We start from the raw sequence: 25891 nt of genomic DNA, 5'->3' as shown, positions 1-25891 counted from the left end.
GGCAGACAGCCCCCCTCCGCCCGTCCAGCCCGCGCACCAGCCTCACGCCCCGCGCGCCCGTGCCACCGCCTCCAGCACATGCTCGGGCGTCGCCGGGGCCTCCAGCGCCGGGTAGGCGTCGCCGCAGGCCGCGCAGGCATCCGAGAGCGCGAGGAAGGCCGAGATCCCCAGCATGAACGGCGGCTCACCCACCGCCTTGCTGCGATAGATCGTCTCTGCCCGGTTCTCCCCGGCATGGAGCGCCACGTTGAACACCTCCGGCCGGTCGGAGCAGGCGGGGATCTTGTAGGTCGAGGGGGCGTGCGTGCGCAGGGCGCCCTTGCGGTCCCAGACCAGCTCTTCCATCGTCAGCCAGCCCGCGCCCTGCACGTAGGCGCCCTCGATCTGGCCGATGTCGATGGCCGGGTTCAGCGAGGCGCCCACGTCGTGCAGGATGTCGGTGCGCAGGATGCGGTTCTCGCCGGTGCGCGTGTCGATCAGCACCTCGGTCACCGCGGCGCCATAGGCGAAGTAGAAGAACGGCCGGCCCTGGCCCTTCAGCCTGTCCCAATGCAGATCCGGCGTCTTGTAATAGCCGGTAGCGGAGAGGGAGACGCGGGAGGCATAGGCCAGATGCACCGCCTTCTCGAAGCTCAGGCTCTCGCCCTTCACATGCACCTTGTCATCGGCGAAGCGCACGTCGGCCGGCTTGGCCTGGTATTCCAGCGCCACCACCTCGGCGATCCGGTCACGGATCGTGTCGGCCGCATTCGCCGCCGCCATGCCGTTCAGATCGGCGCCGGAGGAGGCGGCGGTGGCCGAGGTGTTCGGCACCTTGCCGGTGTCGGTCGCCGTGATGCGCACGCGGGAGACGTCGACGCCAAAGCGCGCCGCTGTCACCTGCGCGACCTTCTGGTTCAGCCCCTGGCCCATCTCGGTGCCGCCATGGTTCAGCCGGATCGAGCCGTCATGGTAGACATTCACCAGCGCGCCGGCCTGGTTGAGATGGGTCAGCGTGAACGAGATGCCGAACTTCACCGGCGAGAAGGCCAGCCCCTTCTTCAGGGCGCCGCTGGTCTCGTTGAACGCTGCGACCTCGGCCTTGCGGCCTTCGTAATCGGCGCTTTTCAGCAGATCCTCGGTGATGCCATGCAGGATGAAATCGGTCACCTCCATCCCGTAGGGCGTTGTCTGAACCTTGGGCTTCGGCGAATGCGCCCCGCGATAGGGTGTGCCCCGCCCGGCGCGCTGCCCTCCGAAGCCCGAGGCCGAAGGCGCGGCAGCGCCGCCGGACGAGGGCGCGTCGGCCCGGCTCAGGCTGTCCGGCACCTCGGCGTCGGGATGGCTCGGGCGCTGGTCCGTTTCCGGCTTGTCGGCGCCGTGATGCTCCAGCGGCGGCGCCTCGTCGTAGTAATTCACCCGCCGCACTTCCACCGGGTCGAGCCCCAGCTCATGGGCGATATGGTCGATCACCCGCTCGGTGCCGATCATGCCCTGGGGCCCCCCGAAGCCGCGATAGGCGGTGGCCGAGGCGGTGTTCGTCTTCAGCCGGTGCGAGGTGATGCGCACGTCTGACAGGTTATACGAGCTGTCGGCATGCAGCATGGCCCGGTCGGCTACCGGCAGCGACAGGTCCATCGACCAGCCGCAGCGGATCAGCTGGGTCAGGTCGAGGCCAAGGATGCGGCCCGCCTCGTCGAAGCCCACTTCGTAATCGACCCGCGCATCGTGGCGCTTGCCGGTCAGCACCATGTCGTCGTCGCGGTCGTAGCGCATCCGCGCCGGTTGGCGCGTGGCCCATGCCACCACGGCGCAGGCGATGGCGAGCCAGTTGCCCTGGCTCTCCTTGCCGCCGAAGCCGCCGCCCATGCGCCGCATCTCTACCCGCACGTCGCTCATGTCGAGGTGCAGCGCATGCGCCACCTTGTGCTGGATCTCGCTGGGGTGCTGGCTGGAACATTGCACGAGATATTCGCCCGCCTCGAGCGGCGTCACCTGCGCGGCCTGGCCTTCGAGGTAGAAGTGCTCCTGCCCGCCCATGGTGAGACTGCCGCTCAGCCGGTGTGGCGCCCCGGCGATCGCGGCCTCCGCCGCGCCCTTTTCCCAGACGATGGCGCCGCCTTCGAAGCGGCTCTCCTTCGCCAGCGCCTCGTCGATGGTGAGGATAGGATCCTCCTCCTCATAACTCACCTTCCCCAGCCGCGCCGCCTTGCGGGCGGCGAGATGCGAGGTGGCGGCGACGAGGAAGATCGGCTGGCCCATGTAATGGACAGTGCCGTCAGAGAGCAGCGGCTCGTCCGCAAGGGGCGAGGGCGAGCAATCGCACTCGCTGGGCAGATCCTCGCGGGTCAGCACCGCCACCACGCCGGGCGCGGCGCGCACGGCGTCGAGGTCCATCGCCGTCACGCGGCCGCGGGCGATGGTCGCCATGCCGAAGGCGAGATGCAGCGTGCCGGGCTGCAGGGGGATGTCGTCGAGATAGGTGGCTTGCCCCGTGACATGCAGGCGGGCGCTGTCATGCGGCAGCGGCTTTGCAACGCTCATGCCCGCACCTCCTCGCGCTGGCCCGCCATCGCGGCGGCATAGCGCAGCGCCAGCCCCCGGGCCGCCTCCGCCCGGTAGGCCGCCGTGGCACGCATGTCGGTGAGCGGGGTGAAATCGGCATCTAGCGCGGGCAGGGCGGCGCGGATGGTCTCCTCGCTGAAGGGCTTGCCTATCAGCGCCGCCTCGAAGCCTGAGGCCCGCTGCGGGATGCCCGCCATTCCGCCGAAGGCGACGCGGGCCGAGGTGACCTTGCCGTCCTCTTCCGTCACGTTGAACGCGCCGAGCACGGCGGAGATGTCGCTGTCGAACCGCTTCGAGACCTTCCAGACGCGGAAGGCCGGCGCCTCCACCGGGAAGCTCACCGCCTCGACGAATTCGCCCGCGCTCCTGTCCTGCTTGCCGTATTCGAGGAAGAAGTCTTCCAGCGGCAGCTCGCGCCGGTCATCGCCGGCCCGCAGGTGCAGCATGGCGCCGAGCGCTATCAGCGCCGGGGCGTTGTCGCCGATGGGCGAAGCATTCGCGAGGCTGCCGCCGATGGTCGCGGCAGAGCGGATCTGGACAGAGGCGAAGCGGCGCAGCATCTCGGCGAAGCTGGGGTAATGCTCGCGGAGCACCGGCAGCAGCGTCTCCATCGTCTCCATCGCGCCGACGCGGATGGTGCCGTTCGTGATGTCGATGCCCTTCAGATCCTCGCAGCGGTTGAGGAAGATGACAGGCGAGATGTCGCGGAACTGCTTGGTCACCCAGAGCCCCACATCGGTGGCCCCGGCGACCAGCGTCGCCTCGGGATGCGCGGCATAGACCTCTGCCAGCGCATCGGCGGTGGCGGGTGCGAACTCGTCTGCCTCGGCCGCGGCGCCCTGCTCGTTCATCCATGCCGGCACCTCGGTGCCCTCGGCCGCCTTGGCGGCGCGGATGATGGGGGCGTAGCCCGTGCAGCGGCAGAGGTTGCCAGCCAGCACGTCATCATGATCGGTGCGCCCGTTCAGATGCCCCACGGCCATCGAGACGACAAAGCCCGGCGTGCAGAAGCCGCACTGGCTGCCGTGCTTCTCGATCATTGCCTCCTGCACCGGGTGCAGGGTGCCATCGAGGCCGGCGATGCCCTCGACCGTGCGCACGGCTTTGCCCTGCAGCTGGGGCAGGAAGAGGATGCAGGCGTTGAGGGGGCGGGCGCCGCCCTCGTCGGTCACCATCACGGTGCAGGCGCCGCAATCGCCCTCGTTGCAGCCTTCCTTGGTGCCGGTCAGGCGCTTTTCGATGCGAAGAAAGTCGAGCAGCGTCGTGTCGGGCGCAGCATCGATCTGTACCTCTTCTCCATTGAGAAGAAAGCGAACCTCCATAAAGACGGTCCCGCCGCGTTACTCCCTTGGCTTTCTCGCTGCCGATGCGGCGTAGGCAGCGTGCCCTTGTCGGGTGATGAAACCGGGAGCGGGCGGGGTTTGCAAGGCTTTCGCTGGGCAACGTCGGCCCACGCCCGGCCCGCGCCTGCATTTTATGCCCGCTGCCCGGGGCGGGGCGCCATTTGAAGGGTGGGGAAATCCCTACTGGCCGCATGGCGCAGCGAGCCGTAAAGGGCATCGCTCACCGTCTCCGGGCCCTTGCGGCACTGGGGCTGCTCTTTGCCGGGCGGCCGGCGCAGGCCGGCGCTCGTCTGAGCGCCACCACTCACGGACTACGGCGCGGTCCCCCGGTCAGCAATGGCCGGGGGATTTTGCTTGACCCAAGGGAAATTTGGCGCAGGGCTGGCGCGAGCGTTCTGGGGAGGGGCGGGATGGATCTCTACGGGTTTCTGAAATTTCTGCATGTGCTGGCGGCGGTCATCTGGGTGGGCGGCGGCATCACCTTTGTCGTCTTCACGCTGGCCATCGGGCCGAACACCCGGCGGCTGCTCAGCCTGATGGCCGAGATGGCGCAGGTGGGCCTCGTGATGCTCACGCCCGCCTCGCTGACGGTGCTGATCACGGGCGGGCTACTCGTCTGGGCAGGCGAATGGGGGTTCGAGGCCTGGGTGGCGATCTCGCTGGTGCTGGCGCTGCTTTCGGCGGTGAATGGCGGCGCGCTGCTGGGGCCGGGCCTCGGCAAGGTGAAGGACAGGCTGGCGGCCGGTGACGAGCCCGGCGCGCTGGCCGCTGCCCGGCCCGTGCTGCCCTTCAGCCGGCTGGAGCAGGGCTCGAACATCCTTGTCGTCCTGATGATGGTGATGAAGCCCGGCTGGGGTGACCTCTGGCTGATCGTCGTCGCCGCGATCATCCTCGCTGCGCTGGTCGCCCTCATCATCCGCCGGTCGCCGCTGCCCGCCGCGATCTAGGCGCTGCCGGCCCAGGCGTCGCCATTGCCCCCGCCGCGCGCGGGGGCCATCCTGCCGCCATGGCCAGCCCCCGATTCATCCACCTTCGCACCCACTCGGAACATTCGCTTCTGGAGGGCGCGATCCCCGTAAAGAAGCTGCCGGGCCTTGCTGCCAAGGCGGCCATGCCCGCCGTCGCGCTGACGGATACGAACAACATGTTCGCCGCGCTGCAATTCTCCGAAGCCGCGGTGGGCGCCGGTGTGCAGCCGATCATCGGCTGCCAGATCTCGGTGGCCTATCTGCCGCCCGAGCCGGGCAAGCGCATGCCCGACCCGGCGCCGGTAGTTCTGCTGGCGCAGGACGAGGCCGGCTACCTCAGCCTGATGAAGCTGAACTCCTGCCTCTATCTCCGCCAGAGCCAGGACGCGCTGCATGTCACGCTCGACGAGCTGCAGGAGCATGCAGCGGGCCTTATCTGCCTCACCGGCGGGCCGGGCGGGCCGGCGGGCCAGCTTTTCGCGGCGGGGCAGGGGCCGAAGGCCGAGGCGCATCTTGAGCGGCTGAAGGCGATCTACGGCGACGGGCTTTACATCGAGCTGCAGCGCCATCCCGGCGACAGCGGCCTGCCCGAGGGCGAGCTGCGGGCCGAGAAGGGGCTCGTCACCTGGGCCTATGCCAATGACGTGCCAATCGTTGCCACCAACGATTGCTACTTCCCTAAACCCGACCTCTACGAGGCGCACGACGCGCTGCTCTGCATCGCCGAGGGCTCCTATGTCGACCAGCAGCAGCCCCGCCGCCGCCTGACGCCGCAGCACTATTTCAAGGGCCAGGAAGAGATGGCGACGCTCTTTGCCGATCTGCCTGAGGCGCTGGAAAATACGGTGGAGATCGCCAGACGCTGCGCCTTCCGCGTCTCCAAGCGCGCGCCGATCCTGCCGCGCTTCGCCGACGACGAGGTCGAGGAGCTGCGCCGGCAGGCCAAGGAGGGGCTCGCCGCGCGCCTCGCGGTCATCCCCCATGCCGCGCCGGTGGAAGAGTATGAAAAGCGCCTCGCCTTCGAGCTTGGCATCATCGAGCAGATGGGCTTTCCCGGCTACTTCCTCATCGTGGCCGACTTCATCAAATGGGCGAAGGATCACAACATTCCGGTCGGGCCGGGCCGGGGTTCCGGCGCCGGCTCCCTCGTTGCCTATGCGCTGACGATCACCGACCTTGACCCCTTGCGCTACAGCCTGCTGTTCGAGCGGTTCCTCAACCCCGAGCGGGTCTCGATGCCCGACTTCGACATCGACTTCTGCATGGATCGCCGGGAGGAGGTGATTCACTACGTGCAGGACAAGTACGGCGCCGAGAAGGTCGCGCAGATCATCACCTTCGGCGCCCTTCTCTCGAAGGCCGCCGTGCGCGACGTCGGCCGCGTGCTGCAGATGTCGTACATGCAGGTCGACCGGCTGTCGAAGCTGATCCCGGTAGAAGGCGTGAAGCCCGTCTCGATCGAGAAGGCCCTAGCCGACGAGCCGCGCCTGCGGGAGGAGGCCAAGAACGAAGAGGTCGTGGACCGGCTTCTGCGCTATGCGGGGCAGGTCGAGGGGCTCTACCGCAACGCCTCCACCCACGCCGCCGGCGTGGTGATCGGCGATCGCCCGCTCGACCAGCTCGTGCCGCTCTACCGCGACCCGCGCTCGGACATGCCGGCGACGCAGTTCAACATGAAATGGGTGGAGCAGGCGGGCCTCGTGAAGTTCGACTTCCTCGGCCTTAAGACGCTCACCGTCATCCAGAACGCCATCGACCTGATCCTCGGCTCGGGCCGCAACCTGCACGAGGCGGCGGACGGCACGCAGCTTTACGAGCCCGCGCCGGGGGCGGAGAACGACATCGGGCATATCCCGCTCGATGACGAGAAGAGCTACGATCTTTACGCGCGCGCCAAGACCGTGGCCGTCTTCCAGGTGGAAAGCTCGGGCATGATGGATGCGCTCAAGCGCATGCGCCCGACCTGCATTGAGGACATCGTGGCCCTCGTGGCGCTCTATCGCCCGGGCCCGATGGAGAACATTCCCACCTATTGCGAGGTGAAGAACGGCAAGAAAGAGCGCGCCTCGATCCATCCCTCGATCGACCATATCCTCGAAGAGACGCAAGGCATCATCGTCTACCAGGAGCAGGTGATGCAGATCGCGCAGGAGATGGCGGGCTATTCGCTCGGCGGCGCCGACCTGCTGCGCCGCGCCATGGGCAAGAAGATCGCCGAGGAGATGGCCAAGGAGCGCCCGAAGTTCATCGAGGGCTCGCTGGCCAACGGCGTGAAGAAGGAGAAGGCGGGCGAAGTCTTCGACCTGCTGGAGAAGTTCGCCAACTACGGCTTCAACAAGTCGCATGCCGCCGCCTATGCCGTGGTCAGTTACCAGACGGCCTGGCTGAAGGCGAACCACCCGGTCGAGTTCATGGCCGGCGTGATGAACTGCGATATCCACCTCACCGACAAGCTGTCGATCTATTTCCAGGAGGTCCGCAAGGGCCTAGGCCTCGGCACCGTCCCGCCTTGCGTGAACCGCTCGGCGGCGACCTTCACCGTGGTGGCCGGCAAGCTCGTCTATGCGCTCGGCGCGCTCAAGAACGTCGGCACCGAGGCGATGCGTCTCATCGAGCAGGCGCGGGGCGATCAGCCCTTCGTGACGCTGTTCGACTTCGCCCGCCGGGTCGACATGAAAATGATCGGCAAGCGCCCCTTGGAGATGCTGGCCCGCGCCGGTGCCTTCGACGCGCTCGACCGCAACCGCGCCCGCGTGCTCGCCAGCCTCGACCCGCTCGTCGCCTATTCGGCGGCGATCCACGAGGCGAAGGGCTCGGCGCAGGTCAGCCTATTCGGCGAGGCGGGCGAGGATCTGCCCGAGCCGCGCCTGCCCGCGCGTGACGACTGGCTGCCGGCGGAGCGCCTGGCCGAGGAGTTCAAGGCCATCGGCTTCTACCTCTCGGGCCACCCGCTCGACGATTACATGTCGGGCCTGCGCCGCAGCCAGGTGCTGACGCTCGACGAAGTGGAGAAAAAGGCCGAGGGCAGCCCCTTCGTCGCCCGCATGGCCGGCACCGTCACCGCAAGGCAGGAGCGCAAGAGCGCCCGGGGCAACCGCTTCGCCTTCGTCGGCCTGTCGGACCCGACGGGCCAATACGAGGTGACCATGTTCTCCGACGTGCTGGAGCAGACGCGCGAGTTTCTCGAACCCGGGTCGCTGGTCACGCTCACCGTCGAGGCCACGATGGAATCTGACCAGCTGAAGCTGCTCGCCCGCGGCGTGCAGCCGGTCGACAACATGCTGGCCGGCGCCGGCTCGGAAGGTTTGCGCCTCTTCATCGATGCGGTCGACGTGGTGCCGACCATCGCCTCGGTGCTCGGTCGCGCCAAGACCGAGAAGGTGCCGGGCGCGCGGGGGCCCGTCTTCCTCTGCCTCATGGCCGATGGCCTGCCCGGCGAGGTCGAGATGGATTGCGGCGACATCTACCCCGTCTCCCCCCAGATCAAGGGCGCCCTGCGCTCGCTGCCCGGCGTCGTCGAGGTGCAGGAGGTCTGAGCCACTCTCCGCCGCTCCGGCAAGGAGCCGCCGAGGGCGGGAGGGCCAAGTTGGCAGGCCGCCGTGCTTGGGGTAACAACCGCCCCGGGACATTCAGGGGAACGACGGCATGAAAGCCATTCTCGCCGCCATGGGGGCGGCCACCTTCCTTGCGGGCTGCGCTGATCCGCTTTCCGATCTTGGCCGCTACGATGCGGTGGCCATGCCCGGCGAGGCGCAGGCCCCCGGGCTGATCACGCCGCCCGATGAAGTGGACGGGCTCGGCTTTCTGCGCGGGCTAATTGCGGAATCCGGCACCGGCGGACCTTCGCGCGCGGACCTTGAGGAAGAGGCCAACACCAGAGCGGCGGCCCCCGCCAGCCCCGGCGGCTTCCTCTCGAACCTCTTCACCAATGTCGCCGCCGCTCCGCCGGCCAGCGATTCGCCCAGCATCGAGCCGGGCACCGTGCTGCCCTGGGGCCAGCTCGCCACCGTCTGCGGCGTACCGCAGAGCCAGATGGGCACCCGCGTGGGCGCGGCGTCTGGCTATGAGCTGTGGGACCCTTCGGGTGGCGCGACCAGCGCGCACACCTTCTACATCACCGGTTTTCAGGATGGCTGCGCCCGGCAGGTGACCGCCGCGATGGCGTTGTTCGGCGATGTCGGCACGCATGAGATGGTGCGCTATGCCACGCCGCAAGAGGTGATGCCGATGACGCCGACCGACCGCTCCTACGAGGCGATCAAGGCCGCCACCTGCCGTGTTGCCTCGGGCACGCCCTGCGGCGGGCGGATCGACGCGCTCGACCGGCGCACCACATTCCTGACGCTTTATTCGACCTTCGAAAGCGGCGATTACGTCGACCTGCTGCTCAGCGACGGCTCCGTCGCCGCCACGGATTTCGCCGCCGGCACGAATACCTGAGCCGGGCCGCTGCCTTAGTAATGCGGCGGCGGGCCATCTGACGGGGGCATCTGGCCGCTGGCCTCGCGTTCGCCTTCGCGTTCCATCAGCATCTGCACGCGCCGTTCCAGCCGCGCGATGGCTCGGGCCTGCCGCGCGACCTCGCCCGAGGCGTCGTCGAGCGCGCGTTCCAGATGGGCGATGCGTTCTTCTAGCTCTGTCATGGGTGGCAAATGGCCCGGGGTGCGGCTGCTTGTCCAGCCCCCTGCACCGACGGGGGGGCGCGAGAGTTGCCCCTGTCGGCCCATGGCGGTAATGCAGCCGCGCAACCCCGGGAGGGCATATGGCCAAGGACAAGCAGCGCCGGCCGAAGGCCGAGACGCCGAAAGGTTTTCGCGATTATTTCGGCCCCGAGGTGACGGGCCGGGCGACGATGCTCGCCCAGATCGCCGAGATCTACCATGCCTATGGCTTCGACGCGCTGGAGACCTCCGCCGTCGAGACAGTCGAGGCGCTTGGCAAGTTCCTCCCCGATGTCGACCGCCCCAACGAGGGCGTCTTCGCCTGGCAGGAAGAGGCCGACTGGCTGGCCCTGCGCTATGATCTGACGGCGCCGCTGGCGCGTGTCTATGCACAGCACCGCAACGATCTGCCGTCGCCCTATCGCCGCTACCAGATGGGTACCGTCTGGCGGAACGAGAAGCCGGGGCCGGGGCGCTTTCGCCAGTTCTATCAATGCGATGCCGATACGGTGGGCGCGCCCACCGTGGCGGCTGACGCAGAGATCTGCGCTATGGCCGCCGACGTGCTGGAGGCCATCGGCATCGCCCGCGGCGACTACTTGCTGCGCGTCAACAACCGCAAGGTGCTGAACGGCGTGATGGAGGCGGCTGGCGTGCTCGACCCCGCCGACCCCGCGCGTTTCGCCGCCGAGCGCGGCATCGTGCTGCGCGCCATCGACAAGCTCGACCGGCTGGGCGAGCAGGGGGTGCGTGCGCTTCTGGGCGAGGGCCGCAAGGACGACAGCGGCGATTTCACCAAGGGGGCGGGCCTGTCGGATGAGCAGGCGGAGATCGTGCTCGCCTTCACCGAGGCGCGCCGCGACAGCGCCGCCGCCACGCTGGCCCGCCTGTCGGAGCTTGTCGCGACCTCCGAAACCGGCCGCAAGGGGGTGGAGGAGCTGGAGACGATCGGCAGCCTGCTCGATGCGCAAGGCTACGGGCCGGACCGTATCCTCATCGACCCCTCGGTCGTGCGCGGCCTCGGCTACTACACCGGCCCCGTCTACGAGGCCGAGCTGACCTTCGAGATTATGGACGAGAAGGGCCGGCCCCGGCAGTTCGGCTCTGTCGCCGGGGGCGGGCGCTATGACGATCTGGTCAAGCGCTTCACCGGGCAGGAGGTGCCGGCCACCGGCATCTCGCTCGGCGTCGACCGGCTGCTCGCCGCCCTCGCCGCGCAGAAAGGCGCCGCCGCGCGCGAGCCCGGTCCCGTCGTGGTGACGGTGATGGATCGGGCGCGCATGGGCGATTACCTCGCCATGGCGACCGAGCTTCGCAATGCCGGCATCCGGGCCGAGGTCTATCTCGGCAACCCCAAGAACTTCGGCAACCAGCTCAAATATGCCGACAAGCGCGCCTCGCCCGTCGCCATCATCCAGGGCGAAGACGAGGCGGGGCGAGGTGTGGTGCAGCTGAAGGACCTTATCCTCGGCGCCAAGATCGCCCAGAGCGCGAGCCTTGAGGAATGGAAGGACCAGCCTGCGCAGCGCGAGGTCTCGCAGGCCGATCTCGTGGCCGAAGTCCGCAAGATGCTCGCGAGCCAGGCATGACACCCGAGATCCGCGCCGAGGCGGCCCGCCTCTCGGCCCATTTCGCCGCGGCTGGGGCAGAGCCGGTCGAGACGCCGATCCTGCAGCCCGCCGACGTGCTGCTCGACCTCTACGGCGAGGATATCCGCGCCCGGGCCTATGTCACCTCCGACCCGCTGCACGGCGAGATGATGCTGCGCCCAGACTTCACCGTGCCGCTGGTGCGCGCGCACATGGCCTCTGGCCGGGCCGAGGCGCGCTACAGCTATGCCGGCGAGGTCTTCCGCCGGCAGGAGGAAGAGACGGGCCGCCCGAGCGAATACATCCAGGTGGGCTACGAGGTCTTCGGCGGCACGTTCCCCGAGGCCGATGCGGAGGTCTTCGCGGTGATCTCCGCCGCGCTCGATGGGCTACCGCTGCGCGCCGTCACCGGCGACATCGGCCTCCTCGTCGCTGCCGTCTCGGGCCTGCACACGCTGCCCTCCCGCAAAGAGGCGCTGCTGCGCCACATCTGGCGGCCCCGCCGCTTCCGCGCCCTGCTGGAGCGTTTCTCGGGCCGCCGCCCCGCGCCCGCCGGTCGCACCGCGCTGCTGGCGGCGGAAGATCCGCTCGCCGGCGCCGGGCCGGAGATCGGCAAGCGCACCGCCGCCGAGATTGGCGCGCGGCTGCGCCTTCTGCGCGAGGACGCCGAGGCGCCGCCGATCTCGGAAGGGGAGGTGGCGCTGCTGGATGAGATCCTCACCCTGCGCGCCCCGCTGCCCGAGGCTATCGGCACGCTGGAGGAGATCGCGATGACGCTGCCCTCCATCGCCCCCGCCCTGCTGCGCCTGCGCCAGCGGACAGAGGCGCTGGCGGCCCGCGGCCTGTCGCCCGAGGCGCTGGATTTCGAATCGAGTTTCGGCCGCACTGCGCTCGAATACTACGACGGCTTCGTCTTCGGCCTCGTGGCGCCGGACCGGCCCGATCTGCCCCCTGTCGCCACCGGCGGGCGCTATGACGCCCTCACCCGCGTGCTCGGCGGCGGGCGCGCCACGCCGGCGGTGGGCGGGGTGATCCGGCCCGAAGTCGTGCTCGACCTGGCTGGAGGCCGCTCATGATCCGCCTTGGGGTGCCCTCGAAGGGCCGGCTGATGGAGAAGACCTTTGACTGGTTCGGCCAGCGCGGCATCGTGCTGCGCCGCACCGGATCCGACCGCGACTACGCTGCCGAAGTGGCGGGGATCGCCGGGCTGGAGCTGGTGCTCGTCTCCGCGTCGGAGGTGCCGAGGGCGCTGGCCGACGGGCGGCTGCACCTTGGGGTCACCGGCTCTGACCTGGTGCGAGAGAAGCTGGCCGGCTGGGAGCAGATCGCGCGCGAGCTGGCGCCGATGGGCTTCGGCGGCGCCGATCTGGTGATCGCTGTGCCGAAGTTCTGGGTGGATGTGGAGACGCTCGACGATCTCGACGCCGCCGCTGCCGCCTTTCGCCGCACGCATGGCCACCGCCTGCGCATCGCCACCAAGTACCACCGGCTGGTGCGGGAGTTCCTGCGCGACGAGGGCGTGGCGGATTACCAGCTGGTCGACAGCCAGGGCGCGACGGAAGGCACGGTGAAGGCGGAGACGGCGGAAGCCATCGCCGACATTACTTCCACCGGCGAGACGTTGCGCGCCAACGGGCTGAAGGTGCTGACCGGCGGGCTGATCCATTCCAGCCAGGCGACGCTTTACAAGTCGCGCCGTGCCGAATGGTCGGAGGCCGACCGGGCGGCGCTGCAGGAGCTGACGAAGCGCCTCGGCGTGTGAGCCGCTGCCCTGGCGCGCTCCCGCCCACCCACCCCGCGCGCCAGGGCAGCTTGGGCCGCGCGAGCGGGGCGGCGTGGGGGCCGGTTGAAAGGTTCGGGATGCTGCTGAGAGGCCGTTTGCTGGCAGGTCTGCTTGCGGGGGCGCGGGGGCCATAGGGTGCCCTCTCGATGCAACCCCGCCATGCCGGGGCGGGCGCCTCTGGCCAATCGCGCTTGCATCCACTATCTCCCGGCCAGATTTGCGGGAAGTCCAATGCCCATGCCCTTCGAAAAACCCGGCCCGGTCGAGATCGACTGGTCCGACGCCATTTCTACCGTCGACGAGATCATCAACGAGGCGCGCAACGGGCGCATGTTCATCCTCGTCGACCATGAAGACCGCGAGAACGAGGGCGACCTCGTGATCCCGGCGCAGATGGCGACGCCAGATGCCATCAATTTCATGGCCACGCACGGGCGCGGGCTGATCTGCCTTGCCCTGCCGTCGGAGCGGATCGACGAGCTCGGCCTGCCGCTGATGGCGCAGCAGAACTCCTCTCGCCACGAGACGGCCTTCACCACCTCGATCGAGGCGCGCGAGGGTGTCTCCACCGGCATCTCCGCCGCCGACCGGGCGCTCACCGTCGCCGTCGCCATCGACGGCACCAAGGGCGCGCAGGATATCGCGACGCCGGGCCATGTGTTCCCGCTGCGCGCCCGCGAGGGCGGCGTGCTGGTGCGGGCCGGCCATACCGAGGCCTCGGTCGATATCGCGCGGCTCGCGGGGCTCAACCCCTCCGGCGTGATCTGCGAGATCATGAAGGAAGACGGCACGATGGCGCGCCTGCCCGATCTGATCGGCTTCGCGCAGATGCACGGGCTGAAGATCGGCACGATCAGCGACCTCATCGCCTACCGCCGCCGCCACGACAATCTCGTCCGGCAGACCGAGGCGCAGACCATCACGTCGGAATTCGGCGGCGAGTGGAAGCTGCGCATCTTCTCCGATGTCACGCAGGGCGCCGAGCATATCGCGCTGATCAAGGGCGACATCTCGGGCGACGAGCCGGTGCTGGTGCGGATGCATGCGCAAGATGCGATGAAGGATATCGTGGGCGCTGGCGGCCCGGGGCGCGCCGCGCTCTTCGCCGATGCCATGCGCGCCATCGCCGCCGAGGGCCGCGGCGCGCTGGTGCTGCTGCGCGACCTGCACATGAAGATCGGCGGCGAGGGCGATGTTTCGCCCCAGACGCTGCGGCAATACGGGGTGGGGGCGCAGATCCTCTCCACCCTCGGGCTGCACACGATCACCCTTCTGAGCAATTCCCCCCAGCCGCGCATTGTCGGCCTCGACGCCTATGGCATCGAGATCGCCGGCACGCGGCCGATCCCGAGAGGCTGAGCCATGGCCGGACCGTCTGAATACTCCCTGCCGCGGCCGAGCTTCGACAAGCCGGTGAAGCTGCTCATCGCCGTCGCGCCCTTCTACCGCGACATCGCCGACATGCTGCTCGCCGGTGCCCGCGCCGAGGCGGAGGCCGCCGGGGTGGAGCATGAGACCATCGAGGTGCCGGGCGCGCTGGAGCTGGCCCCCGCCCTCGCCACCGCCGCGCGGATGAGCAACTTCGATGCCTATGTCGCGCTGGGCTGCGTGATCCGGGGTGAGACGACCCATTACGACACGGTCTGCAATGACTCGTCGCACGCGCTGCAGCTGCTCGCACTTCAGGGCCTGCCGCTCGGCAATGGCATCCTGACGGTTGAGAACCACGAGCAAGCCGTCGTGCGGGCAGACCCGGCGCAGGCGAACAAGGGCGCCGGCGCGGCCGCCGCTGCACTGCACCTGCTGGCGCTGGCGCGCAAATGGGGCAGCACGACGCGCGGCGCCGGCTTCACCAGCGAGATCCTGATGGCCCGCGGGGGCGAGAGCGCATGAGCCTGCGCGGAGACAACCTGTCGGGCAACATGCGCCGCAAGATGCGCTCGGCCTCGCGGCTTTACGCTGTGCAGGCGCTCTTCCAGATGGAAGCGCAGAGCCAGCGCATCGACCGCGTCATCCGCGAGTTCGAGACGCATCGCTTTGGCGCCACCTACGAGGAAGGCGAGTACCAGGACGGCGATATCGACCTCTTCCGCGCGCTGATGACGGAAGCGGTGAGCCGGCAGGCCCAGATCGACCAGATGACCGACCGCGCGCTGGTGGCCAAATGGCCCATCGCCCGCATCGACCCGACGCTGCGGGCGCTCTTCCGTGCCGCGGGGGCCGAGATGCTGGTGAAGGAGACGCCGCCGAAGGTGGTGATCAGCGAGTTCGTTGACGTCGCGCGGGCTTTCTTCCCCGAGAGCAAGGAGCCGAGCTTCGTCAACGCAGTGCTCGACCATATGGCGCGCGAGGCGGTGCCGGAGGCGTTCTGAGCCGGGGGCCTGCCATTGCTGAGAGCGGGGAGGGGGGCTGTCTGCCCCCCGCTGCCTGCGGCAGCCCCCCCGAGGATATTAGCAAGTCGAAGAATTGGAAGAGGGCGCCCGGGGGAGACCCGGGCGCCCTTTTGCTGTCTCAGGCGGCTTTGGTGGCGCGGCGCGTGGGGCGGCGGCGCTGGGGGCGGGCGGGTTTGGCCGCCGTCTTGCCGGCGGGGCCGCCACGGCCCTGATGGCGCGGGCCCTGACCCCGGCCCTTGCCCTTGGCGGGCGCGTCGGTGCCGGCCCAGGGCGTGCCCGAGGCGACCTCGATCTTGATGCCGATCAGGCGCTCGATATCGCGCAGTTCCTTCACCTCGTCCTCGGCGCAGAAAGCCACGGCGCGGCCGTCGGCGCCGGCGCGGGCGGTGCGGCCGATGCGGTGCACGTAGCTCTCGGCCACGTTCGGCAGGTCGAAGTTGTAGACGTAAGCCACATCGGGAATGTCGATGCCGCGGGCGGCGACATCGGTGGCGACCAGCACGCGCAATTGCTTGGCGCGGAAGGCGGCGAGGGCACGGTCACGCTGGCCCTGGCTCTTGTTGCCGTGGATCGAGCCCGCGGCATAGCCGGCCTTTTCGAGCTGGCCCTTCAGCCGCTCGGCGCCGTGCTTGGTGCGGGCGAAGACCAGCGCGATCTGGTCGCGGTGCGCATCGAGCAGCTCGATGAGCAGGCCGGGCTTGCTGGCCTTGGTCACGAAGTGAACGGACTGGTCGACCTTGTCGGCGGTCTTGCCGGGCGGCGAGACCTCGACGCGGGCCGGCTCGCGCAGGTAGGTGGCGGCGAGCTGCTCCATCGTCTTCGGCATGGTGGCCGAGAACAGCATCGTCTGCCGCTGGCGGGGCAGCAGGGCGGCGATGCGGCGCAGCGCATGGATGAAGCCGAGATCGAGCATCTGGTCGGCCTCGTCGAGCACGAGGAAGCTCGTGGCCGAGAGGTCGATGGCGCCGCGCTCGAGCAGGTCGATCAGGCGACCGGGCGTGGCGACGAGGATGTCGGTGCCCTTGGCCATGGCCTTGCACTGCGTGTTCACCGACTTGCCGCCGACAACCAGCTGGATGCGCGGGTTGCCCGCATTGCCGGCGAAGCTGCGCAGCGAGGCGACGATCTGCCCCGCAAGCTCGCGGGTGGGAGCGAGGATCAGGGCGGAGGCCGTCTTCGGCGAAGGCTGCCGGCGGCTGCCGGAGAGTGCCTGGATCAGCGGCAGGCCGAAGGCGGCGGTCTTGCCGGTGCCGGTTTGCGCGATGCCGAGCACATCCTTGCCGGTCAGGGCGAGGGGGATGGCCTTGGTCTGGATCGGGGTGGGTTCGGTGAGGCCGGCCTGGGTGAGGCGGGCGGCGATGGCGGGCGAGAGCCCGAGGGATTCGAAGGTCATGATGGTCCTTACCGCCAGACAAGCGCTGGCGAGTCTCGCGAGGCACATGCCTCGGGAGCGGGGTGGGCCGGGCGTCACCCCAAGGGCCTCATTGCCGGTGGGGGGCCTCTGGCCGCGTCCCCCCTGCGTGCTGTGGGAAACTGTTGGATCAGGCTCGGGAGCCGGGCGAGGCCCGGCAGCTCACGCGGGCGGAGCACTGACAGGGGCGACATGGGGGAAGGCGGGCGCCATGTCAATGGGTGAGGGGGGCGGCTGGCGGAGGGTTGTAGGGTGGGTTTGTAAGCCGCCATGCCTGGCCCGCCCCACGCGACTACGTCGCACGCCGGCCCGTGGGGTGGCGCTGCTCGGGTGCCGCTCATGCGCTTTATCATTCCACACCCCTCCCAGCGGAGGGCTAGGCACTGCCGTCACCAGAGCGCCAGCCCGTGGGGACAGGCCGGCGCTCGCGCGGCGGCCTGACGGCCTTGATTCCGCGCTGGGGGGAAGAGCGGTGAGGGTGGGTCGTGAGGGGGCGTAGGCGGTGGTGGGTTATAAACCCACCCTACGTGGACGCCTCCGCGACGGCACTGGCGCTGGTGACCCCCCGGCTCTTGCATCCTCCGGCGGGGCACCGCAGGCTCGCTGAAACCCAGGAAGCGGAGGCGCATAAGATGGACCTGATCGAGGCAGCGGCGGCGGTGCGCGAGAATGCCCATGCGCCCTATTCCAACTTCAAGGTCGGGGCCGCCATCCGTGCCGCCTCGGGCCGCGTCTACCTTGGCGTCAATGTCGAGAATGTCGCCTATCCCGAGGGCACCTGTGCCGAGGCCGGCGCCATCGCCGCGATGGTTGCTTCGGGAGAGACGGAGATCCAGGAGGTCGCCGTGATCGCCGGCTCACCTATGCCCGTCACGCCCTGCGGCGGTTGCCGGCAGAAGTTGAAGGAATTCGGCGGGCCGGATGTGAAGGTCCATATGGCCACGACCAATGGCACCGTCGAAGTGCGCACGATCGCCGAATTGTTGCCCGGCGGCTTCTCGCCCGAGTTCATGGGCTGACGCGCATGGAGCCGCGCGCGCTGATCGCCGCTGTCCGCCGGGGCGAGGCGCTGCCCGAGAGGGCGCTGGCCCGCTTTGCCGCGGGGCTCGCCAATGGCGACGTCTCCGACGCGCAGGGGGGGGCCTTCGCCATGGCGGTGATGCTGCGCGGCCTCGGTGAAGACGGCCGCGTGGCGCTGACGGCGGGCTTTCGCGATTCGGGCCATGTGTTGAAATGGGATCTGCCGGGCCCGGTGATCGACAAGCATTCCACCGGCGGCGTCGGCGATCCGGTGTCGCTGCTGCTCGCCCCGGCGCTGGCGGCCTGTGGGGCCTATGTGCCGATGATCTCGGGCCGGGGGCTTGGCCATACCGGCGGCACGCTCGACAAGCTCGAAGCGGTGCCCGGCGTCTCGACGCAGGTCGACGAATGGCGCCTGCGCGAGATCACGGCGCAGGTCGGCTGCGCCATCGTCGGCGCCACGGGCGAGATCGCCCCGGCGGACAGGCGGCTTTACGCGATCCGCGACGTGACCGGCACGGTGGAGAGCATCGATCTCATCACCGCCTCGATCCTGTCGAAGAAGCTGGCGGCGGGGCTGGATGCGCTGGTGCTCGACGTCAAATGCGGCTCTGGCGCCTTCATGAAGACCGCTGAGGAGGCCCGCGCGCTGGCCGTGGCGCTCACCGGCACCGGCACCGGCGCCGGTTGCCCGACGGAGGCGCTGATCACCGACATGTCTCAGCCGCTCGCCCCCGCCATGGGCAACGCGCTGGAGGTCGCCGTTTGCATGGGCGTGCTGACCGAGGGGCGAGCCGCCGCGCCCCGCCTGCATGACCTCACCGTCGCGCTGGCCGGGCGGGCGCTGCTGCTCGGCGGTATCCCCGACGGCGAGGCAAAAGTGGCCGATGCCATCGCCTCTGGCCGGGCGCTGGAGCGCTTCTGCGCCATGCTGGCCGAGATGGGCGGGCCGCCGGACATGGCGGAGGATTGGCGCACCCATCTTCCCGCAGCCAAGATCATCGGCGATGTGACGGCGCCCGAGGGTGGCTATGTCACCGCCATCGATGGCGAGGCGCTGGGCCATGCCGTCGTCGCCCTCGGCGGCGGGCGGCAGGTGGAGAGCGACAAGATTGACCCCACGGTTGGCCTGTCCGACATCGCCCCGCTCGGCACGCGGGTCGAGAAGGGCGCGCCCCTCTGCCTGCTGCATGCGGCGGATGAGGAAAGCGCATTCGCCGCCGCCCAGGCGGTGCGCGCGGCGATCACATTGGGGGAGGCGCCGCCGCAGGAGGCGCCTCTTGTTCTGGAAGAGGTGGTGCCATGAGCCGGGCGTTTCTGGTGGTGATCGACAGCGTGGGCATCGGCGGCGCGCCGGATGCCGCCGAGTTCTTCAACGGCGAGACGCCCGACACCGGCGCAAACACGCTCGGCCATATTGCCGAGGCCTGCGCGCGCGGCGAGGCGGAGGAGGGGCGAAGCGGCCCGCTCCGCCTGCCCAACATGGCGGCGCTGGGCCTCGGGCAGGCGCTGGAGCTCGCCTCCGGCATGGCCGACCCGTTCGGCGCCGAGGTCACCGGCGCCTGGGGCGCGGCGACCGAGGTGAGCCCCGGCAAGGACACGCCCTCGGGTCATTGGGAGCTCGCCGGCGTGCCGGTGCCGTGGGACTGGGGCTACTTCCCGAATGAGCAGCCGGCATTCCCGCCGGAGCTGATGGAGCAGGTGGCCCGCCTCGCCGGCACCGAGGGCACGCTGGCCAATTGCCACGCATCGGGCACGACGGTGATCGAGCAATACGGCGAAGAGCATCTGCGCACCGGCTGGCCGATCTGCTACACCTCTGTCGACAGCGTCTTCCAGATCGCCGCGCATGAAGAGACCTTCGGGCTGGAGCGGCTGCTGACGCTCTGCGAGGATCTGGCGCCGACGCTGCATGCCATGAAGATCGGCCGGGTCATTGCACGGCCGTTCCTCGGCGACACCCCGCAGACCTTCAAGCGAACCTCCCACCGGCGCGACTACGCCATCGCTCCGCCCAGCCCGACGCTTTGCGACTGGGTGTCCAAGGCGGGCCGGTCCGTGCATGCCGTCGGAAAGATCGGCGACATCTTCTCGATGCAGGGCATCGACGATGTCACCAAGGGGCCGGACGAGAGCCTGATGGGCGATCTGCAGCGCCTCGCCGCGACGGCGGAGGAGGGCTCGCTGACCTTCGCCAATTTCGTCGAGTTCGACAGCCTTTACGGCCACCGCCGCGATGTCAGCGGCTATGCGCGGCACCTCGAATGGTTCGACGCCGAGCTGGCGCGGGTGATCGCCGCGCTGCGCGAGGGCGACCTGCTGGTGGTGACGGCAGATCATGGCAATGACCCCACCTTCACCGGCACGGACCATACGCGCGAGCGCGTGCCGGTGATCGCCTGGGGGCTGGGGAACAAGGAGCTGGGGCAAATGGCCTATGTCGACGTGGCGAAGCTGGTGGCGGGCCATCTGGGGGTGAACCCGTGAGCTGGCGCGAGTTCAAGAAAGTCGAGCTGCATCTGCATCTGGAAGGCGCGGCGCCTCCGGCCTTCATTCGCGGGCTGGCCAAGGAGAAGAACATCGACCTCTCCGGCCTGTTCGATGAGCAGGGCGGCTATCGCTACGAGGGGTTCGAGCATTTCCTCAAAGCCTATGAGGCCGCCTGCACCACGCTGCAAAGCCCCGAAGATTTCCGCCGCCTGACCCTCGCGGTGCTGGAGGAGAGCGCGTCCCACGGTGTCGTATACACCGAAGCGTTCCTGTCGCCCGATTTCTGCGGCGGCGGCGAGGTGGCGGCGTGGCGCGACTATCTTGCCGCCATCGAGGATGCCGCCGCCGAGGCCGAGGAGACACTCGGCATCACCATGCGCGGCATCATCACCTGCATCCGCCATTTCGGGCCGGAGCAGGCCAAGACGGCCGCCCTCTGCGCGGCAGAGACCAAGGGGCGCTTCATCACCGGCTTCGGCATGGCCGGGGCCGAGCTTGTCGGCCGGCCCGGCGACTACGCCTACAGCTTCGACATGGCGCGCGAGGCGGGCCTGCACCTCACCTGCCACGCCGGCGAATGGGGCGGACCCGACATGGTGGCCGACACGCTGCGCGACCTTCGTCCCTCGCGCATCGGCCACGGTATCTCGGCGGTGAACGACCGGGCGCTCTGCGAGCGGCTGGCGGAGGACGGCGTGGTGCTGGAGGTTTGTCCCGGCTCCAACGTGATCCTCGGCGCCGTGAAGGGCTGGGCAAGCCACCCCATCGCCGAGCTGCGCGAGCGCGAGGTGAAGGTGACCATCTCTACCGACGACCCGCCCTACTTCCACACCACGATGTCGAAAGAATTCGAGGGACTCGAGAAGACCTTCGGCTGGGGTGAAGAGGATTTTCGCGAGCTGACCGATGTGGCCCTCGCCGCGGCTTTCTGCGAGGAAGAGACGCGGGATGCGGTGAAGGAAAGGCTGAAACGATGACTGAAGGCGTGACGATCGTCGACCACCCCCTGGTGCAGCACAAGCTGAGCCTGATGCGGAAGGTCGGCACCTCGACCAACAGCTTCCGCCGCCTGCTCCGCGAGATCAGCCACCTTCTGGCCTACGAGATCAGCCGCGACCTGCCGATGACGACCGAGCGCATCGAGACTCCGCTGGAGGAGATGGACGCGCCGATGATCGAGGGCAAGAAGCTCGCCCTCATCTCGATTCTGCGCGCCGGCAACGGCCTGCTCGATGGCGTGCTCGAGCTGATCCCGGCGGCGAGGGTGGGCTTCGTCGGCCTCTACCGCGACCCCGAGACGCTCAAGCCCGTGCAGTATTACAGCAAGCTGCCCGGCAATCTCGACGAGCGGCTGACCATCGTGGTCGACCCGATGCTGGCGACGGGCAACTCCTCCGCCGCCGCTATCGACCTGGTGAAAGAGGCGGGGGCGACCAACATCCGCTTCATGTGCCTGCTGGCCGCGCCCGAAGGCATCGCCCGCATGCGCGAGGCGCATCCCGATGTGCCCATCGTGACGGCGGCGGTGGACCGGTATCTCAACGATCACGGCTATATCGTGCCGGGCCTCGGCGATGCCGGCGACCGGATGTTCGGCACGAAGTAGGGCGCCTCCCGCCGCCCATTGACACCTTTAGACCACCGGTCTAAATCCGCATCCGGATCAACCTCCGGGGGCGTGCCTTGCCGAACCAGACGACAGCTGCGCGGGAGCGGTTCGAGGCCCTGAGCGACGAGGCCCGGGCGCGCTGGCTCGACCCGGCGGAAGCAGAGTTCTGCGCCCGCGGCTTCGACGCGGCGTCGCTCAACCGGATCGTGGCGCAGGCCGGCGAGAGCAAGGGCCGCACCTATCACTACTTCGCCGACAAGGCAGAGCTCTTCCGCGCCACGCTGGAACGGCGGCTGGCGCGTCACGCGCTGCTCGGTCAGCTCGGCGGCGCGCTCTCTGCCCCCGACGCGGCGGGTTATTGGGCCGAGCTTGCCGCGCTGTCGGGGCGGCTGACCCAAATCCTGCAGGCCGACGAGGCCCTCGCTGCCCTGCTGCGCACGCTCCACCTAGAAATCCCGGCGCAACAGGCCTTCGCCGCCCCATTCACGGCCCTCCGCGATGCCATAGGAGAGCTTCTCGAAGCGGGGCAGGCGCTGGGCGCCGTGCGAGACGACCTGCCGCAATCGCTGCTCATCGATGTGGTCCTCAGCCTCGTCGCCACGATCGACCGCTGGTTTGCCCTCAACGCCGCCGCGCTGCCGGACGAGGCCGAGGCGGAGCTGTCGCAACGCGCCTTCTCGCTGCTCGCGGCGCCCCTCATTCCCCCAAACAACTCCGAAGGCCGTCTGCCATGACCCGTGTTCGCCTCCTCGCCGTCCTCCTGGCCCTCAGCGCGATCAACCTGACGCTCATGATCCCGGGCGGGCTGGTCGAAACGCGCAGCTTCCCTGGCTACAGCGTGGCCGTGCTCACGGGATTCAACATCTTCCTCACCTTGCTGGGGTTGAGCAGCTTCGTGCTGGCCTGGCGGAGCTGGCGCACCGGGCGCGCGGGCTGGGCGCCCCTCACCGCCGGCGCCTGCTACGTGGCGGTCTACGGTCTCGATCTGGCACATGTCTTCCCGATCTCCGAGGCGCCCATGTCGCCGACGCTGCTCACTCTGGAATGGGTCGGCACGATCCTCGGCATCGCCACGATGGCGGTGGGCGCGGTCGCACTCCGTACAGCGGGCAGCAGCGGCGTCGCCGGGCCGCGGTTGCCGGCCTGGCTGGTGATCGGTGCGGCGGTGCTGGGCCTGGCCATCGTCGTCTTTGCGACAATGTCGGCCCGCTAGGCGTTGACGCGGGCAGGAACCGGGGCACCTTTGCGCTCAGGCGATGACCTGTCCCGGCGAGGCAGCGCTTTACTTGCTGGGTCCGTTCCGCCATTTTGACGCTACATGTAGTGGGGGCTGCTATGGAACGCGTACGAATTGCTACTGTTTTCGCCTTGGCGCTGGGGGCCTCGCCCGCCGCGCTGATGGCGCAGGATTTCATCCCGGCCGAGTTTCCGCCCGCCAATTACACCGGCAATCAATATGTCGATTCCGAGGGCTGCGCCTTCATCCGCGCCGGTATCGGCGGGGCCCTGGAATGGGTGCCGCGCCTCAACCCCCGGCGTCAGAAGCTCTGCGGCTTCGTGCCCACCTTCGACAGCCCTCAGCCGGCCGGCATCGCGCCGGGCCAGCCGGAGGGCTTCTTCGGCCTCCCCGGGTTGGAAGAGAGCCCCGGCAGCGTGCCCGCCGCTGCACCGGCGCAGACGGCCCCCGCACCGGCGCCCACCCCGGTGGCCGCCCCGCTCAGCCCCGCCATCACCCCCATGCCAGAGGCGGACGAGCCGCGCCGGATGACGCTGGCCATGGCCTGTGAGGGCCGCAGCGGCGTGCAGGCCAATATGATCCTCGCCTCGACCGGCGAGCCCGTCGATTGCGGCTCGGCCTCGCTTCCGGCGCCGACCATGCTGGTGCCAGCCATGGCCCCGATCGCGCCCACGCCTGCCGCCGCCCCGGCGGTGGAGATGCCGGCGCTGCGCCGCCTGACTGTCGCGCAGGCCTGCGCCGAGGTGGCCGACGGGCGGCTGCTCATCAACCAGGCGACCGGCGCGCCCATCATGTGCCCGACCCCGGCCCCCGCACCTGTGATGGTGGCGACGGCTCCGGCCCCCGCGGCGCCCGTCTATCCCACCATACCCGCCCCCGCCGGCCAGCCCGCTCCGGTCACGGTGGCGGCCCAGGCGCAGACCACCGTGGTCGTGCAGGGCGCTCCCGCTCCGCTGCCGGCAGCGCTCGCCGCGGCCTGCCCCTCGGGCAGCTTCTCCTATGACGCCTTCCTCACCGGCGGCGGCGGCCTGCCCGTGCGCTGCGGCCCGCAGGCCCAGTCGCCGCACAACGCCGGCTCGGGCGTGGCGGCCGCTGGCGGGGGGGCGGGCACCCTGTCGACCTTCGGCGCCCCGGCTCCCGTCTCGAACCCCGTCGTCGGCCAGGTGCCGAGCACGCCGCCGGCGGGCTATGAGCGGGTCTGGGACGATGGGCGCATCAACTTCTACCGCGGCCTGCCGACGACGACGCAGGTCGTCGTGGCGCCCCAGGGTGCGGCACATCTGTCGACCTCCTCGGCCCCGCCGGCCCAGGTGGCGGCCCCTGCGCCCGCTCCGGTTCAGCCGGTGTCGGCCCAGCCGGCAGTTTCGGGCCGCTACGTGCAGGTCGGCACCTATGGCGACCCGGCCAATGCTCAACGCGCCGTGGCGCGGCTGGCGGCAATGGGCCTGCCGGTTGGCGTGATGCAGGTGAACTCCGGCGGCCGCACGCTGCAGGCCGTCGCCGCCGGCCCCTTCTCCAGCTCCAGCGCCCTGCAGGGCGCGCTCGGCGCCGCGCGAAGTGCGGGCTACGGCGACGCTTACGTCCGGTAGGACGGTATATCTGAGGCAGATGAGCGGCCCGGTGGAGAGATCCGCCGGGCCGTTTGCTGTTCAGCCCTGGCAGATGCCCTTGAGCGCGATCCAGTCGGCATCCGTCAGCAGCGGCACGCGGGCGAGCGCGTTGGGCACCGGCCCGGTGCTCTCGCCAAAGCGCGCGCCCTCCGGGTCGACCCGCGCGGCCCAGGCAGCGAAGCTCATCCCCTCGGCCTCGAACCCGGCGGCCAGCTCGGCACGGGTGGCAGGCTCCGGCGGCACCTCCAGCAGATGGGCGGCATGCTCGGCGATGGCATCGGGCGGCAGGTCGCCGGTGGTGAGCAGCGTCAGCGTGGCGCCAAGGCCGGCGTCCTTGAGGAGCGCCTCCATCGGGTCGTCCTCCTGCCGCGAAATCCAGGCGGTGAGCGCGTGCCCCGCCGGGATAGCGGCCTCGTCGGCCATCTCGATCATCGCCTCGGAGAGCAGGACGATCCGCCCGGGCAGGATGATGCCGAAATCCGGCCCCTCGGGCAGCACCACCAGCTGACCCGCACCCTCGCCGCCGAGTAGCCTCTGCTGCAGCGTCACCAGCGCGCGCTGGCCGAGCGGATCGCGGCAGGACGAGCCGGCAAGCCGCTGCACATGGCCGAGCAGGCTCGCGCCGATCTCCAGCCGCTTGGCCATGGGCACGACGGCAAGCGTCTGCCGCTGCAGGGCGCCGGGCAGCCAGAAGATCAGCACCGCCAGTACCGCCACAACGAAGGTGCCAAGGCCGAGAAACCGCAGCCGCCCGCGCTTGGGCCGGCTCTTCGCCAGAGCGCCGCGCACCTGTTCGATGGCGTCGATCATCAGCGGCTCTTCGATCTCGAGGCTCTCGCCGGATTCGGGGCCGGGGGTGTAGATCGCGGGGCGGGTGCCGGGGTTCTGCCGCTCGATGGCGGGCAGCGACCAATGCGTGATCGGCCGCCCGTTCGGGTCGGCGATGACAAGCGTGGCGTCGCCGAACGAGACGAAGGCCTCCCGCCGCTGCGACATGCTGTCGGCACGCCACAGCCCGCTCGATTCAAGCCGCTGATATTGTGAGAGGGCCGTCACTGCCCGCACCCCTTCTTTTCATCGAAGCATAGAGTGCGGCGGCGGCAGGGGAAAGCGGAAGTGCCGCCCCGCGCCGCAGCGGTGGCGCTACTGGAGGGGTCGGAGCCTCCGGCGGGGATATTTGAAGAAAAGCGAGGACAAGAGCGCGCTTGGACCGAGCTTCCCGCCCTGAAGAGA

22 protein-coding genes are annotated in these 25891 nt (G+C 69.5%); 17 read left to right on the top strand and 5 right to left on the bottom strand.

Annotated features, from left to right (window positions below):
* Nucleotides 1-42 precede the first annotated feature (42 nt).
* Nucleotides 43-2523 carry a xanthine dehydrogenase molybdopterin binding subunit gene (locus ACXN5S_RS15885; RefSeq protein ID WP_458606442.1) on the bottom strand — a complete coding sequence of 827 codons (2481 nt, stop codon included), beginning with the start codon at nt 2521-2523 and terminating at the stop codon, nt 43-45.
* Nucleotides 2520-3866, bottom strand: a complete 1347-nt coding sequence (xdhA, locus tag ACXN5S_RS15880) for a xanthine dehydrogenase small subunit (protein WP_458606441.1) — start codon at nt 3864-3866, stop codon at nt 2520-2522. The genes ACXN5S_RS15885 and xdhA overlap by 4 nt, the downstream gene beginning before the upstream one ends.
* Before the next feature lie 431 nt (nt 3867-4297).
* Here xdhA and ACXN5S_RS15875 point away from each other — a divergent pair, with 431 nt between their 5' ends.
* The 3 genes from ACXN5S_RS15875 to ACXN5S_RS15865 all read left to right on the top strand — a co-directional run bounded on the left by ACXN5S_RS15875 (nt 4298) and on the right by ACXN5S_RS15865 (nt 9295).
* Entirely contained in the window at nt 4298-4834 is a 537-nt protein-coding gene (locus ACXN5S_RS15875) for a DUF2269 family protein (protein ID WP_458606440.1), read from the top strand.
* A gap of 59 nt (nt 4835-4893) precedes the next feature.
* A complete protein-coding gene (dnaE, locus tag ACXN5S_RS15870) occupies nt 4894-8391 on the top strand; it encodes a DNA polymerase III subunit alpha (protein WP_458606439.1) in 3498 nt (1165 codons plus the stop codon).
* Between the two features lie 109 nt (nt 8392-8500).
* Complete coding sequence (locus tag ACXN5S_RS15865) at nt 8501-9295, top strand: hypothetical protein (protein ID WP_458606438.1); 795 nt, start codon at nt 8501-8503, stop codon at nt 9293-9295.
* Between the two features lie 14 nt (nt 9296-9309).
* On the opposite strand, the gene ACXN5S_RS15860 is transcribed toward ACXN5S_RS15865, so the two are convergent.
* Nucleotides 9310-9498 (bottom strand): SlyX family protein, encoded by a 189-nt coding sequence (locus ACXN5S_RS15860; protein ID WP_458606437.1) that lies wholly within the window; start codon nt 9496-9498, stop codon nt 9310-9312.
* 119 nt (nt 9499-9617) lie between these two features.
* Here ACXN5S_RS15860 and hisS point away from each other — a divergent pair, with 119 nt between their 5' ends.
* The 6 genes from hisS to nusB all read left to right on the top strand — a co-directional run bounded on the left by hisS (nt 9618) and on the right by nusB (nt 15260).
* Complete coding sequence (hisS, locus tag ACXN5S_RS15855) at nt 9618-11105, top strand: histidine--tRNA ligase (protein WP_458606436.1); 1488 nt, start codon at nt 9618-9620, stop codon at nt 11103-11105.
* Nucleotides 11102-12181 (top strand): ATP phosphoribosyltransferase regulatory subunit, encoded by a 1080-nt coding sequence (locus tag ACXN5S_RS15850; protein WP_458606435.1) that lies wholly within the window; start codon nt 11102-11104, stop codon nt 12179-12181. Before hisS ends, ACXN5S_RS15850 begins: the two co-directional genes overlap by 4 nt.
* Nucleotides 12178-12867, top strand: a complete 690-nt coding sequence (gene hisG / locus ACXN5S_RS15845) for an ATP phosphoribosyltransferase (RefSeq protein WP_458606434.1) — start codon at nt 12178-12180, stop codon at nt 12865-12867. The genes ACXN5S_RS15850 and hisG overlap by 4 nt, the downstream gene beginning before the upstream one ends.
* Nucleotides 12868-13119: 252 nt before the next feature.
* A complete protein-coding gene (gene ribB / locus ACXN5S_RS15840) occupies nt 13120-14247 on the top strand; it encodes a 3,4-dihydroxy-2-butanone-4-phosphate synthase (protein WP_458606433.1) in 1128 nt (375 codons plus the stop codon).
* Between the two features lie 3 nt (nt 14248-14250).
* Nucleotides 14251-14781: a 6,7-dimethyl-8-ribityllumazine synthase gene (locus ACXN5S_RS15835; RefSeq protein ID WP_458606432.1), complete on the top strand. Its 531-nt coding sequence runs from the start codon at nt 14251-14253 to the stop codon at nt 14779-14781.
* Complete coding sequence (nusB, locus tag ACXN5S_RS15830) at nt 14778-15260, top strand: transcription antitermination factor NusB (protein ID WP_458606431.1); 483 nt, start codon at nt 14778-14780, stop codon at nt 15258-15260. The genes ACXN5S_RS15835 and nusB overlap by 4 nt, the downstream gene beginning before the upstream one ends.
* Nucleotides 15261-15399: 139 nt before the next feature.
* Here the strand turns inward: nusB and ACXN5S_RS15825 are convergent, their stop codons facing one another.
* Nucleotides 15400-16674 (bottom strand): DEAD/DEAH box helicase, encoded by a 1275-nt coding sequence (locus ACXN5S_RS15825; RefSeq protein WP_458606430.1) that lies wholly within the window; start codon nt 16672-16674, stop codon nt 15400-15402.
* Between the two features lie 590 nt (nt 16675-17264).
* Between ACXN5S_RS15825 and ACXN5S_RS15820 the strand changes: the two genes are divergently transcribed.
* The 8 genes from ACXN5S_RS15820 to ACXN5S_RS15785 all read left to right on the top strand — a co-directional run bounded on the left by ACXN5S_RS15820 (nt 17265) and on the right by ACXN5S_RS15785 (nt 24637).
* On the top strand, nt 17265-17711 hold the full coding sequence (locus tag ACXN5S_RS15820; protein WP_458606549.1) for a cytidine deaminase: 447 nt from the start codon (nt 17265-17267) through the stop codon (nt 17709-17711).
* A 5-nt stretch (nt 17712-17716) separates the two neighbouring features.
* Nucleotides 17717-19018, top strand: a complete 1302-nt coding sequence (locus ACXN5S_RS15815) for a thymidine phosphorylase (RefSeq protein WP_458606429.1) — start codon at nt 17717-17719, stop codon at nt 19016-19018.
* Nucleotides 19015-20199, top strand: a complete 1185-nt coding sequence (locus ACXN5S_RS15810; RefSeq protein WP_458606428.1) for a phosphopentomutase — start codon at nt 19015-19017, stop codon at nt 20197-20199. Before ACXN5S_RS15815 ends, ACXN5S_RS15810 begins: the two co-directional genes overlap by 4 nt.
* Nucleotides 20196-21179, top strand: coding sequence for an adenosine deaminase (locus ACXN5S_RS15805; RefSeq protein WP_458606427.1), 984 nt, complete (start codon nt 20196-20198; stop codon nt 21177-21179). The genes ACXN5S_RS15810 and ACXN5S_RS15805 overlap by 4 nt, the downstream gene beginning before the upstream one ends.
* Nucleotides 21176-21808, top strand: coding sequence for a uracil phosphoribosyltransferase (upp, locus tag ACXN5S_RS15800; protein WP_458606426.1), 633 nt, complete (start codon nt 21176-21178; stop codon nt 21806-21808). Before ACXN5S_RS15805 ends, upp begins: the two co-directional genes overlap by 4 nt.
* Before the next feature lie 77 nt (nt 21809-21885).
* A complete protein-coding gene (locus tag ACXN5S_RS15795) occupies nt 21886-22545 on the top strand; it encodes a TetR/AcrR family transcriptional regulator (protein ID WP_458606425.1) in 660 nt (219 codons plus the stop codon).
* Complete coding sequence (locus tag ACXN5S_RS15790; RefSeq protein ID WP_458606424.1) at nt 22542-23024, top strand: hypothetical protein; 483 nt, start codon at nt 22542-22544, stop codon at nt 23022-23024. The genes ACXN5S_RS15795 and ACXN5S_RS15790 overlap by 4 nt, the downstream gene beginning before the upstream one ends.
* 155 nt (nt 23025-23179) lie before the next feature.
* Complete coding sequence (locus ACXN5S_RS15785) at nt 23180-24637, top strand: SPOR domain-containing protein (RefSeq protein ID WP_458606423.1); 1458 nt, start codon at nt 23180-23182, stop codon at nt 24635-24637.
* A 60-nt stretch (nt 24638-24697) separates the two neighbouring features.
* Here the strand turns inward: ACXN5S_RS15785 and ACXN5S_RS15780 are convergent, their stop codons facing one another.
* Nucleotides 24698-25714 (bottom strand): hypothetical protein, encoded by a 1017-nt coding sequence (locus ACXN5S_RS15780; protein WP_458606422.1) that lies wholly within the window; start codon nt 25712-25714, stop codon nt 24698-24700.
* Nucleotides 25715-25891 lie beyond the last annotated feature (177 nt).

It is taken from the genome of Pseudoroseicyclus sp. H15 (assembly GCF_054353345.1).
The sequence above is the reverse complement of the archived record's forward strand: the minus strand, read 5'-3'. Positions and strand labels throughout refer to the sequence as shown.